This is a genomic window from Bacillus sp. AFS041924 (assembly GCF_002577195.1).
Taxonomy (GTDB): domain Bacteria; phylum Bacillota; class Bacilli; order Bacillales; family Bacillaceae_G; genus Gottfriedia.
This window is the reverse complement of sequence record NZ_NULG01000012.1, coordinates 39,463-54,172: the sequence shown is the minus strand read 5'-3', so window position 1 is coordinate 54,172 and position 14,710 is coordinate 39,463. Positions and strand designations below refer to the sequence as shown.

Annotated in this window: 15 protein-coding genes; 9 read left to right on the top strand and 6 right to left on the bottom strand. The window is 32.1% G+C overall.

The window, feature by feature from the left end; genetic code table 11:
- Nucleotides 1-14: 14 nt before the first annotated feature.
- On the bottom strand, nucleotides 15-821 hold the full coding sequence (gene proC / locus COC46_RS04490; protein ID WP_098808556.1) for a pyrroline-5-carboxylate reductase: 807 nt from the start codon (nucleotides 819-821) through the stop codon (nucleotides 15-17).
- A gap of 166 nt (nucleotides 822-987) precedes the next feature.
- Here proC and COC46_RS04485 point away from each other — a divergent pair, with 166 nt between their 5' ends.
- The 4 genes from COC46_RS04485 to COC46_RS04465 all read left to right on the top strand — a co-directional run bounded on the left by COC46_RS04485 (nucleotide 988) and on the right by COC46_RS04465 (nucleotide 5,798).
- Nucleotides 988-2,028, top strand: coding sequence for a phosphatidylglycerol lysyltransferase domain-containing protein (locus tag COC46_RS04485; protein WP_098808555.1), 1,041 nt, complete (start codon nucleotides 988-990; stop codon nucleotides 2,026-2,028).
- Between the two features lie 535 nt (nucleotides 2,029-2,563).
- Nucleotides 2,564-3,556, top strand: a complete 993-nt coding sequence (locus COC46_RS04475; protein WP_098808553.1) for a class I SAM-dependent methyltransferase — start codon at nucleotides 2,564-2,566, stop codon at nucleotides 3,554-3,556.
- 91 nt (nucleotides 3,557-3,647) lie between these two features.
- On the top strand, nucleotides 3,648-4,838 hold the full coding sequence (locus COC46_RS04470; protein ID WP_098808552.1) for an acetate kinase: 1,191 nt from the start codon (nucleotides 3,648-3,650) through the stop codon (nucleotides 4,836-4,838).
- Nucleotides 4,839-4,943: 105 nt separating this feature from the next.
- Complete coding sequence (locus COC46_RS04465; protein WP_098808551.1) at nucleotides 4,944-5,798, top strand: EcsC family protein; 855 nt, start codon at nucleotides 4,944-4,946, stop codon at nucleotides 5,796-5,798.
- Nucleotides 5,799-5,833: 35 nt separating this feature from the next.
- Here the strand turns inward: COC46_RS04465 and COC46_RS04460 are convergent, their stop codons facing one another.
- The gene (locus COC46_RS04460) at nucleotides 5,834-6,160 is read right to left on the bottom strand and encodes a hypothetical protein (protein ID WP_098808550.1); all 327 of its coding nucleotides are present in this window, start codon (nucleotides 6,158-6,160) and stop codon (nucleotides 5,834-5,836) included.
- Nucleotides 6,161-6,528: 368 nt separating this feature from the next.
- Here COC46_RS04460 and COC46_RS04455 point away from each other — a divergent pair, with 368 nt between their 5' ends.
- The 3 genes from COC46_RS04455 to COC46_RS04445 all read left to right on the top strand — a co-directional run bounded on the left by COC46_RS04455 (nucleotide 6,529) and on the right by COC46_RS04445 (nucleotide 9,012).
- Nucleotides 6,529-7,302: an SDR family oxidoreductase gene (locus COC46_RS04455; RefSeq protein WP_098808549.1), complete on the top strand. Its 774-nt coding sequence runs from the start codon at nucleotides 6,529-6,531 to the stop codon at nucleotides 7,300-7,302.
- A 193-nt stretch (nucleotides 7,303-7,495) separates the two neighbouring features.
- Complete coding sequence (gene ald / locus COC46_RS04450; RefSeq protein WP_098808548.1) at nucleotides 7,496-8,629, top strand: alanine dehydrogenase; 1,134 nt, start codon at nucleotides 7,496-7,498, stop codon at nucleotides 8,627-8,629.
- 155 nt (nucleotides 8,630-8,784) lie between these two features.
- On the top strand, nucleotides 8,785-9,012 hold the full coding sequence (locus COC46_RS04445; RefSeq protein ID WP_255294808.1) for a hypothetical protein: 228 nt from the start codon (nucleotides 8,785-8,787) through the stop codon (nucleotides 9,010-9,012).
- A gap of 117 nt (nucleotides 9,013-9,129) precedes the next feature.
- On the opposite strand, the gene COC46_RS04440 is transcribed toward COC46_RS04445, so the two are convergent.
- Both COC46_RS04440 and COC46_RS04435 read right to left on the bottom strand, forming a co-directional pair.
- Nucleotides 9,130-9,654 carry a GNAT family N-acetyltransferase gene (locus COC46_RS04440; protein ID WP_098808547.1) on the bottom strand — a complete coding sequence of 175 codons (525 nt, stop codon included), beginning with the start codon at nucleotides 9,652-9,654 and terminating at the stop codon, nucleotides 9,130-9,132.
- Complete coding sequence (locus COC46_RS04435) at nucleotides 9,654-10,748, bottom strand: M24 family metallopeptidase (protein WP_098808546.1); 1,095 nt, start codon at nucleotides 10,746-10,748, stop codon at nucleotides 9,654-9,656. The genes COC46_RS04440 and COC46_RS04435 overlap by 1 nt, the downstream gene beginning before the upstream one ends.
- A gap of 189 nt (nucleotides 10,749-10,937) precedes the next feature.
- Here COC46_RS04435 and COC46_RS04430 point away from each other — a divergent pair, with 189 nt between their 5' ends.
- Both COC46_RS04430 and COC46_RS04425 read left to right on the top strand, forming a co-directional pair.
- Complete coding sequence (locus tag COC46_RS04430) at nucleotides 10,938-11,624, top strand: metal-dependent hydrolase (protein ID WP_098808545.1); 687 nt, start codon at nucleotides 10,938-10,940, stop codon at nucleotides 11,622-11,624.
- A 130-nt stretch (nucleotides 11,625-11,754) separates the two neighbouring features.
- Nucleotides 11,755-13,071, top strand: coding sequence for a DRTGG domain-containing protein (locus COC46_RS04425; protein ID WP_098808544.1), 1,317 nt, complete (start codon nucleotides 11,755-11,757; stop codon nucleotides 13,069-13,071).
- Between the two features lie 289 nt (nucleotides 13,072-13,360).
- Here the strand turns inward: COC46_RS04425 and COC46_RS04420 are convergent, their stop codons facing one another.
- Together COC46_RS04420 and COC46_RS04415 are read right to left on the bottom strand one after the other, a co-directional pair.
- Nucleotides 13,361-14,377, bottom strand: coding sequence for a hypothetical protein (locus COC46_RS04420; RefSeq protein ID WP_098808543.1), 1,017 nt, complete (start codon nucleotides 14,375-14,377; stop codon nucleotides 13,361-13,363).
- Nucleotides 14,378-14,409: 32 nt separating this feature from the next.
- The gene (locus COC46_RS04415; RefSeq protein ID WP_098808542.1) at nucleotides 14,410-14,700 is read right to left on the bottom strand and encodes a YtpI family protein; all 291 of its coding nucleotides are present in this window, start codon (nucleotides 14,698-14,700) and stop codon (nucleotides 14,410-14,412) included.
- Nucleotides 14,701-14,710: the final 10 nt, after the last annotated feature.

Genomic DNA, 14,710 nt, shown 5'->3' with positions numbered 1-14,710 from the left:
TAGTTGTGAACGTCCTACTTCCCTAGTGATATTGATTTCTCAGTGCAACGTTCCATAGCTGAAATAATAGATGAGCGGAAGCCTTGTTTTTCTAATTCTGCAATTGCTTCAATCGTTGCGCCACCTGGGGTACATACTTGATCCTTTAATTCTCCAGGATGTAATTCAGTTTCAAGTACCATCTTTGCTGCACCAAGTACGGCTTGGGCAGCTAGTTTATATGCTTGGTTACGTTGAATCCCTTGTAATACTGCACCATCTGCTAAAGACTCAATCATTAAGTAAACATACGCAGGGGAAGAACCACTAACTGCAGGGATTGCATCCATTAATTTTTCATTTACTAATTCACATTTTCCAAAGCTATTGAAAATTTCCATTACTTCATTTAGCTCGTTTTCAGTAACAATTTGATTATGGCAAAGTGCACTCATACCTTCTCTAACTAACGAAGGGGTATTTGGCATTGTTCTAACAATTTTAACTTCTTTACCAAATGATTTTTCAACACCTTCTAAAGTAATTCCAGCAGCGATTGTGATGATTACTGTACTACTTGAAACAACCTCTTTAATTTCTTCAATAATTGTTGGATATAAATCAGGTTTGACTGCTAAAAACAAATAATCAACCTGTTGTGCTAAATCGACATTATTATTTAAAGTATGAACATTGTATAAATCTTTAATTTTTACAAGTGTCTCATTTGACCTTGCACTTACATAGATTTGATTTTTTTCAATTACATTCGATTCGATTAATCCGCCTATCATAGCTTGTGCCATTTTTCCGCAACCAATAAAACCGATTTTCTTATTCATTTAGTTCTCACATCCAATTTATTTAATAAATTGAATTATACAGGAGGGGGTACATATTACCAAATAATACATTATTAAAAAAAATTAATGAATGGATACCCATGAAGAATTATTTTTTGTAAAATAGAAATTGCGATGGAAATTGACTCTTTATTTTGGGGGTATTATGAAACAAATTTTAAAAGAATCAAATCATAAAACTACAATTGAGATTATTCAACAACTTATACAAACGACTGGTGGAACTTCATTAACCCATTTAGGTTTACTCGGTGATAAAAAAGTATTTCTTTCAAAAGACCAAAAGTCCGCATTTATTTATCGTAAACAGAGTAATAAATTAGTTGTTTTATGTGATCCAATCGGGGAGATTTCTTTTGAAAAATTAAAGGAATTTGAAGATTATTGCAAGAGTATAAAATGTACTCCATGCTTTTATCAAATAGATGAAAAATCAATAATATTGTATGAAAAAGCCGGTTATCGAGTATTAAAGTTAGGAGAAGAAGCAGTTGTAGAACTAGATGCTTTCGAAATTGCAGGTAAAAAAGGAGCTAAGCTAAGAACAAAAAGAAACAAATTTATTCGTCAAGGCTATCAATTTGAAGTGGCTATGCCTGGACATTCTATAAATCTCCTTCAAGAACTAAAAGAAGTTTCGGATGAGTGGTTAAATGGAAGAGAAGAATTGTCTTTTTCAGTTGGTTCATTCCATTATGATTATGTTTCAAATTTCCCTGTAGGAATCTTACGGGATAAAAATGGTCAAGTAATTGCATTTGCAACATTACCGATCCAAGAAAAAAATATCACAATTGATTTAATGAGATATTTAAAGGAATTACCATACGGTACGATGGATATGCTTTTTGTCTCAATTATGTTTTGGGCAAAAGAAAATGGATTTAAAAGTTGTAGCCTTGGTATGGCCCCTTTAGCAAATGTGGGACTTGATTCAAATTCATCAATTATTGAAAAATCCGCAAAAATGATTTTTAAATACGGAAATTCAATTTATAACTTTAAAGGATTATTAACCTTTAAAAGTAAATTTGCAAACAAATGGGAATCAAAATACTTAGCATACAAACCATATACATTACTATCTGTGATCACAAGTATATATCGCTTAGTTCATGGAACAAAATCATTAAATTATATTACTCGATTTATGAAACCTTTAGAAAAGAAAGTTAAAATTAGTTAAGTTTGAATATTTAATTATTAGGCTCTGTTAATATTAATTGTTGATTCTAGTTAAATTCGAGACTAATTGAAATGGAANNAAAGGCTTGTCGAGGAGGCTCAAGTCACGCCCCATGGAAAGCGAAGTACCTGGAATGGAAAATCAATCTTCTTTTTTAACAGAGCCAATTATTAAAATTTATCTTCCCGCAAAGATCTCTATTCAGAGGTCTTTGTTTTTTGATCTTTTAATAAGTTTTTTAGGCTTTGATAAAGATTGGAACCAAAGGGTACGCGACTCCTATGGGAGAAATCAACAACACGCTTATTTAATATATTTTAAAAACTACATAAAAAGTTCAAATTGTATTAAATAAAAATAAACAGTCATCAATTAAAATTAAATTAACAGTACTGGATTAAAAACGATTAGAAAAACCGAATACTTTCTAATAGAAGAAATGAATTGTGACCATTTTTAAAAGTGGACACGTTTCAAAGCCATACGTATAATGAGAAACAATGACTGTTCTATTATGAAAGTGAGGAATAAAAAAATGGTAAAAGAGAATTCGGTAGAGTTTTTATTTAATTACATAGATGAATCGACAGAATGTTTAAAAGATAATTTAGAAATATCCTATTTAGAGGCGTTAATTGAAACAGGTGAAAATTTCTTTGAAGGTGAAGTTTTACAAGAAGAAATGACTGGCTCACAAAAAGAAAAGCTAATGAGTACAATTAATGAATTTACATCAGCTTCAAAAGATAATGAGAGCATTCGTAGAGCATTTCAATTAGCAATACTAAAAGGGATGAAGCAAGGAATCCAAACAAATCATGAAATGACTCCAGATGGAATTGCTTTTATTATTTCTTATTTTGTTGGGAAGGTTACTGAAGGAAAACAAAATTTAACTATTCTAGATCCGGCAATTGGTACAGGAAATCTTTTATTAACAATTTTAAATTCATTAAAGGATAAATTTACCGCTTCTGTAGGAATTGACGTAGATGACGTTCTTGTTAGAATTGCATTTGTTATTGGCAACTTATTAGGACATGAAGTAGAGCTATTTAATCAAGACAGTTTAGCACCATTATTTGTTGATCCGGTTGATCTAGTTGTTTGTGACTTACCAGTAGGTTTTTATCCAAATGCTGAACGTGCAAAAGACTATACTTTAAAAGCAAAAGAAGGTATGTCTTATGCACATCATTTATTTATTGAGCAAAGTATGAACTACTTAAAATCTGGAGGATTTTTCATATCTCTAGTTCCAAATCATTTATTTACTTCAGAGCAATCTGTGCAATTACAGAGCTTTATTAATGAAACAGGTGTTATACAAGGATTGATACAGTTGCCAGTATCTGCCTTTAAGGATGAAAGACATCAAAAAAGTATATTAATAATCCGTAAAAATGCAGAAAATATGAAGAAGCCAAAACAGGCTTTATTAGTGGATTTTCCTAAGTTAACGAATATGAAGGCAGTTGAAGATATAATGGTTCAAATGAATGAATGGTTTAAAGAAAATTTACAATAATTGAACTTTTAAACACGTAAACTAATTTGTGTTATAATGATTTCGGATAAAAAAATATAACAGTTTCATGTTTAAAGGAGAGGTAAAAAACATGGCAAATATTCTTGCTATTAATGCAGGCTCATCATCATTAAAGTTTCAATTAATTGAAATGCCTAGTGAAAAAGTACTTACAATTGGTTTAGTAGAACGTATCGGTTTAAAGGATAGCGTTTTTGTAATTTCTGTAAACGGTGAAAAAATTAAAGAAGTAACAGATATTGCTGATCATTCTGTAGCAGTAAAAATGCTTCTTGAAAAGCTAACAGGTTTAGGGATTATTTCTTCATTCGATGAAATTCATGGAGTTGGACATCGTGTAGTTCACGGTGGGGAATTATTTACAGATTCTGCTTTAATTACTGAAGAAGTTGAACAGCAAATTGCTCAACTTTCAGATTTAGCACCACTTCATAATCCAGCAAACCTAGTTGGTATTCGTGCGTTTAAAGAACTTTTACCAAATATTCCTGCTGTGGCTGTATTTGATACTGCATTCCATCAAACAATGCCTGAAGAGTCTTACTTATATAGCTTACCTTATGAGTACTACAAACAATTTGGTATTCGTAAATACGGTTTCCACGGTACATCGCATAAGTATGTAACGGAAAGAGCTGCTGAATTAATTGGTAAACCTCTTCAAGAATTAAGACTTATTTCATGTCACTTAGGAAATGGTGCAAGTATCGCTGCAGTTGATGGTGGAAAATCAATTGATACATCAATGGGATTCACTCCACTTGCAGGTGTAACAATGGGAACTCGTTCAGGTAACTTAGACCCAGCTTTAATTCCATTTATTATGGAGAAAACAGGCAAAACAGCTGAGGAAGTACTTGATGTATTAAATAAAGAAAGCGGTATGCTTGGAATCTCTGGATTCTCAAGTGACCTTCGTGATATCGAGAGTGCTGCTGAAGAAGGTAACAAACGTGCTAAAATCGCTCAAAGTGTATTCGTTAACCGAATCCACAAATATTTAGGATCATACGCTGCTCGTATGAAAGGCGTAGATGCGATTATTTTCACTGCTGGTATTGGTGAAAATGGACCAGAAATTCGTCAGGCTGTTTTAGAAGGTCTTGAATTTATGGGTGTTTATTTTGACCCAAGTAAAAATAACTTTAGAGGAAAAGAAGCTTTCATTAGCTTTGATCACTCACCAGTTAAAGTTATTGTTATTCCAACAAATGAAGAAGTTGTGATCGCTAGAGATGTAGTACGAGTTGGAATGAAATAATTCAATAAGCAAACATAAACGTAGAGCATACAAAAATAGTTGAACTCATATTCTTAAAATGAGATCACTTTTTGGCTCTACGTTTTTTTATATCGAGGTGATAGTATGGATCAATTGAAAGAGTATAATCTATGGCTTGAACTGAATGATTTAATTGAAAAGAATCAACAACAACAAAATGTTAATAAATTTGAGCAGCTATATCAAAATGCTTCAAATTATCTCCTTCAAAAAATACCTCAAGGCTTTTCGAATGTCTTTTATGAATTCTTTTCAACTGCATTTTTCCACACTCAATCATTAATACAAACATCAAAACAGTTTCAAGAAAAGAAATTAGATATTCTTAATCGAGCTCAAATATTGAGAAGCAATGTTATATCAATCAATGATTTAAGAAAATTACCATTAAGACAATTAAATTTCTTAGCAGATCAAGAAATATCGAAAGGATTAATTGTATCGAGTGTTCAAGGCGGTATAAGTGGAACTAGTTCAAAACTTGCTTTATTTGGGGATTTACCGGCTTTGTTATTTATTAATCTTAAAACGGTTCAAGAAATAGCGCTTTGTTATGGATATGATGTAAGTATTCCGAAAGAGATGGAATGTAGCCTAAAAGTATTACAGGGCGCAATCCTCCCATCAACCGAAAAATATGTAGTATGGAGTAATTTAATGAACGATATTTTAAAGCATGAAGATGCGGATGTATTTGCGACTTGGGAAAATGAATTTAAAGGTGAAGGAATTTATTATACAATTATATTACAAATGTGTAAGTTACTAATTATTCATTCGATGCGGAATAAGGTTATAGGTGGTATTCCTTTGTTCGGAGTAACGATAGGGTCAAAATGGAATAAATCATTTACGAAAAACGTTTTGGAATATGCAAAAAAGTTTTATCAATATCGTATATTATCGGAGCGAATAAATGATGAACCAAGAACTTTATAAAGTATAAAAAAGCTAACAAACTTAATGTTAGCTTTTTAACCATGTATTTTTGTAGTTTCATTCGACATTTGTTGGTTACTTCTAAACCAGATCCAAAGATCGTTAATAACTGAAGCTAATTCTGCAATTTCAGAATTTAATTTACAGCTTAAAGTAAAATCAGATTCATGATTTAATTGTTCTTGTTTATGATTAATCGTAAACTCTAAACGCTTAATTTGATCAGGTATTTCACCACGGATATATTCCCATTCAGTAATAATCATTAGTTGCTGCTCGAAAGAGTAATCTTCCCAATCCAACTTTAGGCTGGGCAGAAAAATACCTAATCGTTCATCGTATGAAAAATAATCTTGTAACATTTTACTCCACCTCTTGACTATATTATACATTTAAACATACGTGAAACACATTGATTTTTAAATTTCTAAGATCATTTAATAAATATAGTTGGTTTTATAGCGAAAAAACTAAAAATAAAAATAATTAAAATAAAAGGAAAATGATTCAAAATAATAGAAAACATAGTTATCTTTTAATAAAATAATCTTACTAAATTACAGATATATTGTATAAGATAATGACATAATTTTTAAAGGATTTGATTTTAGGATAAAAGTCTTTACTAAAAAGTTTAAGAATAAATCTTACATATACATGCAATTGATTGAATTATCTAGATGATTTTCACAGAGATATAAAATTATTTAGATTTGAAAGGAAGAGTTTTATGAGACATGCTGTCATTACGGCAGGAACGAAGGGGTTAGGGAAGAAAGTAACTGAATCATTTTTAAAGGGAGGTTATTCAGTTACTGTTACGTACTTTTCTGATGAACAAGCTGTCATACAACGAAAAGAAGAATGGAAGGATTATTTAGACCGAGTTCTTTTTATTAAAGGTGATATTTCTGATAAATTATTTATCAATAAGATTGTCTCAAAAACGATGGAGAAATTCGGAAGGGTTGATTGCCTGATTAATAATGCTGGCCCATATTTATTTAACCGTAAAAAACTGGCTGACTACACTGATGAAGAGTGGGAATACTTGTTGTATGGAAATTTGCACAGCGTGTTTTATCTATTAAGGCAAATTATTCCAATTATGAGAAAGCAGAAATATGGACGAATTATTAATTACGGATTTCAAGGCGCTAATTCAGCATCAGGATGGATTTATCGGTCTGCATTCAGTGCAGCAAAAGTAGGTCTAGTATCCTTAACAAAAACGATTGCCTATGAAGAGGCTGAAAACGGGATAACATCTAATATGATTTGTCCAGGAGATATTTTTGGCGAAATGAAAGAAGCGAATCGAAATGAAGCAAGTAAAGAAGGGAAAGGACTTGCACCAGTTGGAAGGTCTGGAACTGGAGAAGATATAGCAAGAATGGTCCAGTTTCTATGTAAAGAAGAGTCTGATTTTATTACAGGAGATATATTTGAAATAACTGGTGGTTTAGATGTCATAAATAAATACAGACATAATTCATTATCATAGGAATACGTGGGACAATTTCATTATTGAAGCATAATTTATAGTAAAAAAGATTCTGAATTAATATTTATCAACGAAATTAAGCGTTTTCATTTTCTGTACTATCTATTTGTGTTAATATAAAAATGTATTACTTATTTAATAAATAGAGCTCATCAAAGAGGCACGAATTAATTATATTTCAGGGGGAAAAAACATGCGTATTGGGGTACCAAAAGAAATAAAAAATAACGAAAATCGTGTAGCAATGACACCAGCTGGAGTAATGAACTTAGTTGGACATGGCCACTCAGTTTACATTGAAACAAGTGCTGGACTTGGTTCAGGATTTACTGATGAAGAATACGTAAAAGCTGGCGCAACAATTGTTGAAACAGCTGAAGAGGCTTGGAATAATGAAATGGTTATGAAAGTAAAAGAACCAATTCCAAGTGAATATGGATATTTCCGTGAAGGATTAATTTTATTCACATATTTACACTTAGCTCCAGAGCCTGAATTAACGAAGGCTTTAATTGATAATAAAGTAGTAGGAATTGCTTACGAAACTGTACAAGTTGGCAATACATTACCGTTATTAACTCCAATGAGTGAAGTAGCAGGACGTATGTCAGCGCAAATCGGTGCTCAATTCCTTGAGAAAAATAAAGGCGGAAAAGGTATTTTATTAGGTGGAGTACCAGGTGTTCGTCGTGGAAAAGTTACAATCATTGGTGGAGGTGTAGCTGGAACAAATGCTGCTAAAGTAGCTGTTGGTCTTGGTGCTCACGTAACGATGATTGACTTAAACCCAGATCGTTTACGTCAATTAGACGATATTTTTGGTCATCAAATTACGACATTAATGTCAAACCCTTACAATATTGCTGAAGCGGTTAAAGAATCTGATCTTGTAATCGGTGCAGTATTAATTCCAGGTGCAAAAGCACCAAAACTTGTAACAAAAGAAATGATCGAATCAATGGAACCAGGTTCAGTTGTAGTTGATATTGCAATTGACCAAGGTGGTATTTTTGAAACTACAGATCGTATTACAACTCATGATTTCCCAACATATGAGAAACACGGAGTAGTACACTATGCTGTAGCAAATATGCCTGGTGCAGTTCCACGTACTTCTACTATGGCATTAACAAATGTAACTGTACCTTATGCAGTACAAATTGCTAACAAAGGATATCAAAAAGCTTGCTTAGAAAACACTGCACTATTCAAAGGTATTAATACTCTTGATGGATATGTAACTTACGAAGCAGTAGCTGAAGCACACGGTTTAGAATACAAAGAAGCAACTACTTTATTACAAGGTACTTCTGTTTCTACAAACTAATAAATAAGAAAATCCCTTTATCGCGATGATAAAGGGATTTTTTTATAAAGATTTGAGAGAGAGACTATTCGTTCTACATGAATATCTTCCTTAAATAGCAGCTCCATAGTAAAATAAAGTTGATATTTCCATTCTATGTAAAAAAGAGTGAAGTATTGGAATTTATTTTTATACTTATTATTCTGGTCTCAGGTGTTTTTGGATTTAATTGGTTAATGGGGTATCGTAATCAAAATATTACGTTAGATTTAGATGAACGATATATGGATTTAAATAAATATTCGAAAGCTGTGAAAGCAGAGTTAGAGAGCCAAGGTAAAACAGTTGAATATAAAGGAAATAGAATTTTTATGATTGATGGTAAACAATTATCACTTAATTGAACGAAATGTATCAAAGGGTGATGTTTTGGTGCAACATACGATTCTTCAAAAGGTTTAATAAAAAAATCCCTTCTTCATCTAAATGAAGAGGGGATTACTATTTTGCATTTAAACCTTTTAAAAATTAAACTCTTCCTTCAATATGCTAAATTGATACATATCACGATGCGCGCCTTTAAAAAACTCATGTTTACGCAATATACCATCTAGATGAAAGCCGAACTTAGTAAGGAATTTTTGAGAAGCAATATTAAATTCATATACTTCACCATATACCTTAACAAGTTTTAATTCATTGAAAGCATAATTTAGTAGATAATTTAATGCGAATGAACCAAGTCCATTATTTTGCATTGTTTTTTCACCAATCACGATTCCAAAAGCGGCATGATTATTTTCTTGATCGAGATTTCCTAATTCAATTCTACCAACGCAATTACCATTGTATTCGATTGTGAACAAATGAAGATTAGGTTTTTGTCCGTCAAAGTATTTTTCATAACCAAGTACCATTTCATCTAAGGAACGTGGATTCTCTATTCCGACGAGTTTACCAATCTCTTCATCACATTCCCATTTATGCATAATAGGTAGATCAGAAGAAAGGATTTGTCGAATGTTTATTAATTTGTCTTGATTCATTACAGAATAATTAATTCTTTAGGGAATTTTGTTAGTGTTAATGCACCTGTTTCTGTAATGACGATATCATCTTCAATACGAACTCCACCTACATTTGGAACATAGATTCCAGGTTCAATTGTATATGACATACCAGTTTTAATAATGCCAGTATTAGAATCATTTACTGATGGGTAATCGTGGATTCCAATACCTAAACCATGTCCAATACGGTGAACGAAGTATTCTCCATATCCTGCGTCTGCGATGATTTGACGAGCAGCGCGATCAACGTTTCCTAATACTTCGCCTGGTTTACTTACTTCGATTGCAGCAAGCTGACCTTTTAAAACGGTTTCATAAATTTCTCGTTGTTGATCATTTGGTTGACCAAACATTACTGTACGAGTTATATCAGAGCAATATCCATCAACGATAAAGCCTAAGTCCATAAGTACGAAATCACCTTTTTTAATTGGGTTTGTACCAGGATTTCCGTGAGGTAACGCTGAGTTTGCACCAGTTAAAATTAACGTGCTAAAAGAAGTTTTAGAAATACCTTTCTTCTTCATTTCGTATTCCATTTCAGCAATTAAATCCATTTCTGTTTTGCCTTCAGCAATACGGTCAACGATAATTTGGCAAGCCATGTCAGCCGCTTCTGCAGCAACTTGCATACGGCGAATTTCTTCACTATCTTTAATTAAACGTAGTTCATGTAATTTATCTTCAGCTGCAAGGAATTGCACGCCAGGGAAAAGTTGTACTAATCTTTCGTAGCGGCCAACAAGAAGATGTTCTTTTTCGATTGCCATACGATTTACAGTAATATTACGCTTTGCTAATGTTTCTTGAATCATTGCCCAAGGATCTTGGCTATCATTAAAGCCGATTACGCCATATTTCCAGCCAGCATTTTGTACGTGTCCAACTTCCATTTGTGGACAAACAAGAATAGGTTCTTCATTTGGAAATACAAGACAAGCTAAAAGACGCTCATGTGGATTACAATGGAAATTAGTTAAATAAAATACGTTCTCAGTAGATGTAATAAATCCTAGTTGAATATCTTGTTCTTTTAACCAAGTTGATAAATTTTGTATACGGTGTTCCATTTGTAACATCCTTTCTTTAAAACAAATTACTGCAATAAACAAAATAAGTCTTTACAGTTCATAACACTCTTATTTTAGCATTTTTTATCGAATTTCGTAAAATAGTTAACTTATTAATAATTTTTGTATTGGAAAATATTCTGTTAAAATGTGGTAGAGACTAATTTTAAAATAAAGGAGCGACTTCATTTGAAAATTACATATTTTGGGCACAGTGTTATTTTAGTAGAACATGGTCAAGATTCAATTATTATTGACCCATTCATTAACGGCAATCCACATACGAATGTCAAAGTAGAAAATATTAAAGTGAATTATATTTATGTAACACATGGCCATGGTGATCATTTAGGTGATACAGTTGAACTGGCAAAACAAAATGATGCAACTGTTATTGCTCCTGTTGAATTAGCAACTTGGATCTCTTGGCAAGGTGTTAAAGTTGTTCCTATGCATATCGGAGGAGAAAAAGAATTTTCATTCGGCAAATTAAAATTAGTAGAAGCAATCCATGGTTCAAGTATTGTTGACGAAGAAAAGAAACAAATCATTAACGTTGGCCCCCCATCAGGCGTTTTATTAAAAATAGCTGGTAAAACAATTTATCATGCTGGAGATACTGCATTGTATAGAGGGATGAAAACATTAGGTGAGTATGAAAATATTGACATAGCTTATTTACCAATTGGAAATCATTTTACGATGGGAATCGATGATGCGGTAATTGCCTCAGAATGGATTAATGCAGAGCAAGTCGTTCCAATGCATTACAATACATTTCCACCAATCCAAGTCGATCCAAATGAATTCCTTGAAAAATTACCAAAGAAAAATGGTTTCATCCACGAAGCAAATACAACTATTTCATTATTGTAATATAGGCTAATAATGAAAATGTTAGTACAGATTTAGAAGCGCGTTGAAACGTGCTTTTTTTCATGGTATGAATTGTTATATAATAGTTAATAAAAATATTAATACAACCATTGAAAGCTTGGTGAAGTAATTGACTACAAAGCACGATCAAATACTAGAACATATTGAACAACTACCAGTCGGTCATAAAATATCAGTAAGACAAATTGCAAAAGATTTAAGTGTAAGTGAAGGTACTGCATATAGAGCAATTAAAGATGCAGAAAACAAAGGATTTGTTAGTACGATCGAACGAGTAGGTACGATTCGAATTGAAACGAAACGAAAAGAAAATATTGAAAAGTTAACTTTTGCCGAAGTTGTTAATATTGTTGATGGACAAGTTTTAGGTGGTAAAGAAGGATTACATAAAACACTAAATAAATTTGTTATAGGCGCAATGCAACTTGATGCGATGATGAGATATATTAGTGCAAATAATTTATTAATCGTCGGTAACCGAGTAAAAGCTCATGAATTAGCATTAAAAGAAGGTTCAGCGGTTTTAGTAACAGGTGGATTTGATACAGATGAAAGCGTAAAACGTCTTGCAGATGAAATGAAAATGCCAATTATTTCTTCTAGTTATGACACTTTTACAGTTGCGACTTTGATTAATAGGGCAATTTATGATCAATTGATTAAAAAAGATATAGTACTAGTTGAAGATATACTAATTCCTACTGAAAAAACAGCTACATTATCTCCTTCAGACGATGTTGAAAAGTGGTATGAACATAACAGAGAAACTGGACATGGAAGATATCCTGTAATTGATGATCGAGGTAAACTAATTGGAATTGTAACCTCAAAAGATATCATTCATGAACAACGTACTCAAAGAATTGATAAAGTAATGACTAGACAACCAATTAGTGTAAATGAGAAAATGTCGGTTGCAGCAGCTGCTAGAATGATGGTTTGGGAAGGGATTGAACTTTTGCCGGTTGTAAATACTTCGAATAATTTAATCGGTATAATAAGCCGTCAAGATGTACTTGAAGCGCTTCAGCAATTACAACGTCAACCTCAGGTTGGTGAAACAATTGATGATATCGTTACTAGTCAATTCCACAATAATAAGGACCAAAAAAATGAAGACTTTACTATTAGATGTAATGTAACTCCGCAAATGACGAATGTAATTGGTACGTTGTCACATGGAGTATTTACGACGATTGTAACCGAGGCTGGTAAACGAGCAGTTCGAGATATGAAAAAAGGTGACTTAATCGTTGAAAATATTACGATTTATTTCGTACAGCCAGTACAAATTGATGATGTAATTGAAATAAAACCAAAAGTTTTAGAATTAGGTCGTAAATTTGGAAAGGTTGACGTTGAAGTATTTCAACAAGGAATATTAGTAGGCAAAGCATTAATGATGATGCAACTATTAGATCGATAATAAAGAGGCTGTTTGAAAAACGCTAGGAAGTTTCTTTCCTGGTGTTTTTTTGTGGAAGTTCGTTCTACTCAAAAAGTGAGTCTGCTAATTCTTGTAAACAGAATTCACCATAAATCGCTATCTAAAGTTCACGCACAATTATCATCCCTTTAAGAACAAAAACAAGTACAATATGCACAAAAGTCGGAGATTTATGAACAAAGTTCACAACTTTATGAGCATAATACACATTTTTGTCGTATTTCTAAATAAAAAGACAGGGAACAGCCCCTGTCTAAATAATCTCTTATTATAAGTTTGAAAGTAGTTTATTAACTCTATTCACAAATTCATTGTTCTCATTTCTTGTATCAAAATCTTTTGCTAGGTCATAAACGATTTTCTCTAATTTCTCTAAGTCATAAATAAAATCATATTCATTTAATTTTAATTTTTTTGCCATAAACAATCCTGCAAGCCAAAACTCAAATTTATATGCTAGATTTGAGAGGTCGTCGCATAAATCAACATGTTTGTAGAACAATTCGATCGCTTTTTCCGGATCACAATACGTTAAAAAAATCATTTGCTCGCATAATTCAGGGATGTACTTTGTGCGATTATAGGTTACAAAATAAGCCTTTTGTTGAATGAGTAGCGCTTCATCTATTTTGTTTTCTCTTAATAAAGGATGAAGTAATTTTGAATAGGATTTGTGAATTGCTTCGTCACAATCAACTGGGCTATTCATTATCTTATTTTGTAAACTTAACGCTTCTTGAAGATGATCAGTTTTTAGTAAATAAAGCATTTCACCATACATTTCACACTTTTCACAATTACTTAAGTCATCTCTTGGAGATTTCTTAAATAGTTGATAGTTTTGTTTAGCATGATCAATTTTATTTAAATATAAGTTCATTAAGAATAACGCTTGAAAATATGGTCTTAAAGAATAGTTAGCAATCACTAAACGATTCTTAAAATCCTCGAAATAATGGTGAATTTCTTCTAAAGAAAATCTGATTGACTGTGGTATTATTTCTAATAACCATTTGTAAAGCCATAAGATATGCTCTTGTTCGATACGTTCTTCGTTTTGATCGTATAAATCTACGCACCATAAAAAGGTATCAATAAATAAGTCTACTTCACCTATAGAAAAAGCAGTTTCTGCTAATTCCATATTGACATAATATAGATATCCCCATTCTTCCTGGTTCTCCAATTCTTCTGCAAAAGAAAGGAGTTTTTGAAGTTTACTGCTAGAATGTGATAATTCTACAAGTTCATCAAATTTTGATGAAAATCGTTCTTCCGTCATCATGCTGTTTTCTCACCTTCTAGATTCCTATTAGATTAAACAGTTTGTTTATTTTCAATTGCTTTATAATGCTTATTTTGTAAGTAACCACGATATAGATTTGCCGCACCAAATAAAATGAAAACAACCCCAACACAAATTGTTATGAAATCAAATTTATAAACCATTTGATTTACACCATAAAGCAATAAGAATAAACCAAAAGTTAATCTTGCCCGTGATCCTGCAATTTTTTTTGTTAGTAGTTCGCTTGTAAACAAAAATTTGGTAACGTAAAATAAGAAGAATAGAAAAGATATAATTAAGATTGTTGCGATGCTATTCACTTAGCTTCCA

Coding starts and splice junctions, on each gene's coding strand:
- proC (WP_098808556.1), bottom strand. CDS start 821: ATGAATAAGAAAATCGGTTTTATTGGTTGCGGAAAAATGGCACAAGCT.
- COC46_RS04485 (WP_098808555.1), top strand. CDS start 988: ATGAAACAAATTTTAAAAGAATCAAATCATAAAACTACAATTGAGATT.
- COC46_RS04475 (WP_098808553.1), top strand. CDS start 2,564: ATGGTAAAAGAGAATTCGGTAGAGTTTTTATTTAATTACATAGATGAA.
- COC46_RS04470 (WP_098808552.1), top strand. CDS start 3,648: ATGGCAAATATTCTTGCTATTAATGCAGGCTCATCATCATTAAAGTTT.
- COC46_RS04465 (WP_098808551.1), top strand. CDS start 4,944: ATGGATCAATTGAAAGAGTATAATCTATGGCTTGAACTGAATGATTTA.
- COC46_RS04460 (WP_098808550.1), bottom strand. CDS start 6,160: ATGTTACAAGATTATTTTTCATACGATGAACGATTAGGTATTTTTCTG.
- COC46_RS04455 (WP_098808549.1), top strand. CDS start 6,529: ATGAGACATGCTGTCATTACGGCAGGAACGAAGGGGTTAGGGAAGAAA.
- ald (WP_098808548.1), top strand. CDS start 7,496: ATGCGTATTGGGGTACCAAAAGAAATAAAAAATAACGAAAATCGTGTA.
- COC46_RS04440 (WP_098808547.1), bottom strand. CDS start 9,654: ATGAATCAAGACAAATTAATAAACATTCGACAAATCCTTTCTTCTGAT.
- COC46_RS04435 (WP_098808546.1), bottom strand. CDS start 10,748: ATGGAACACCGTATACAAAATTTATCAACTTGGTTAAAAGAACAAGAT.
- COC46_RS04420 (WP_098808543.1), bottom strand. CDS start 14,377: ATGATGACGGAAGAACGATTTTCATCAAAATTTGATGAACTTGTAGAA.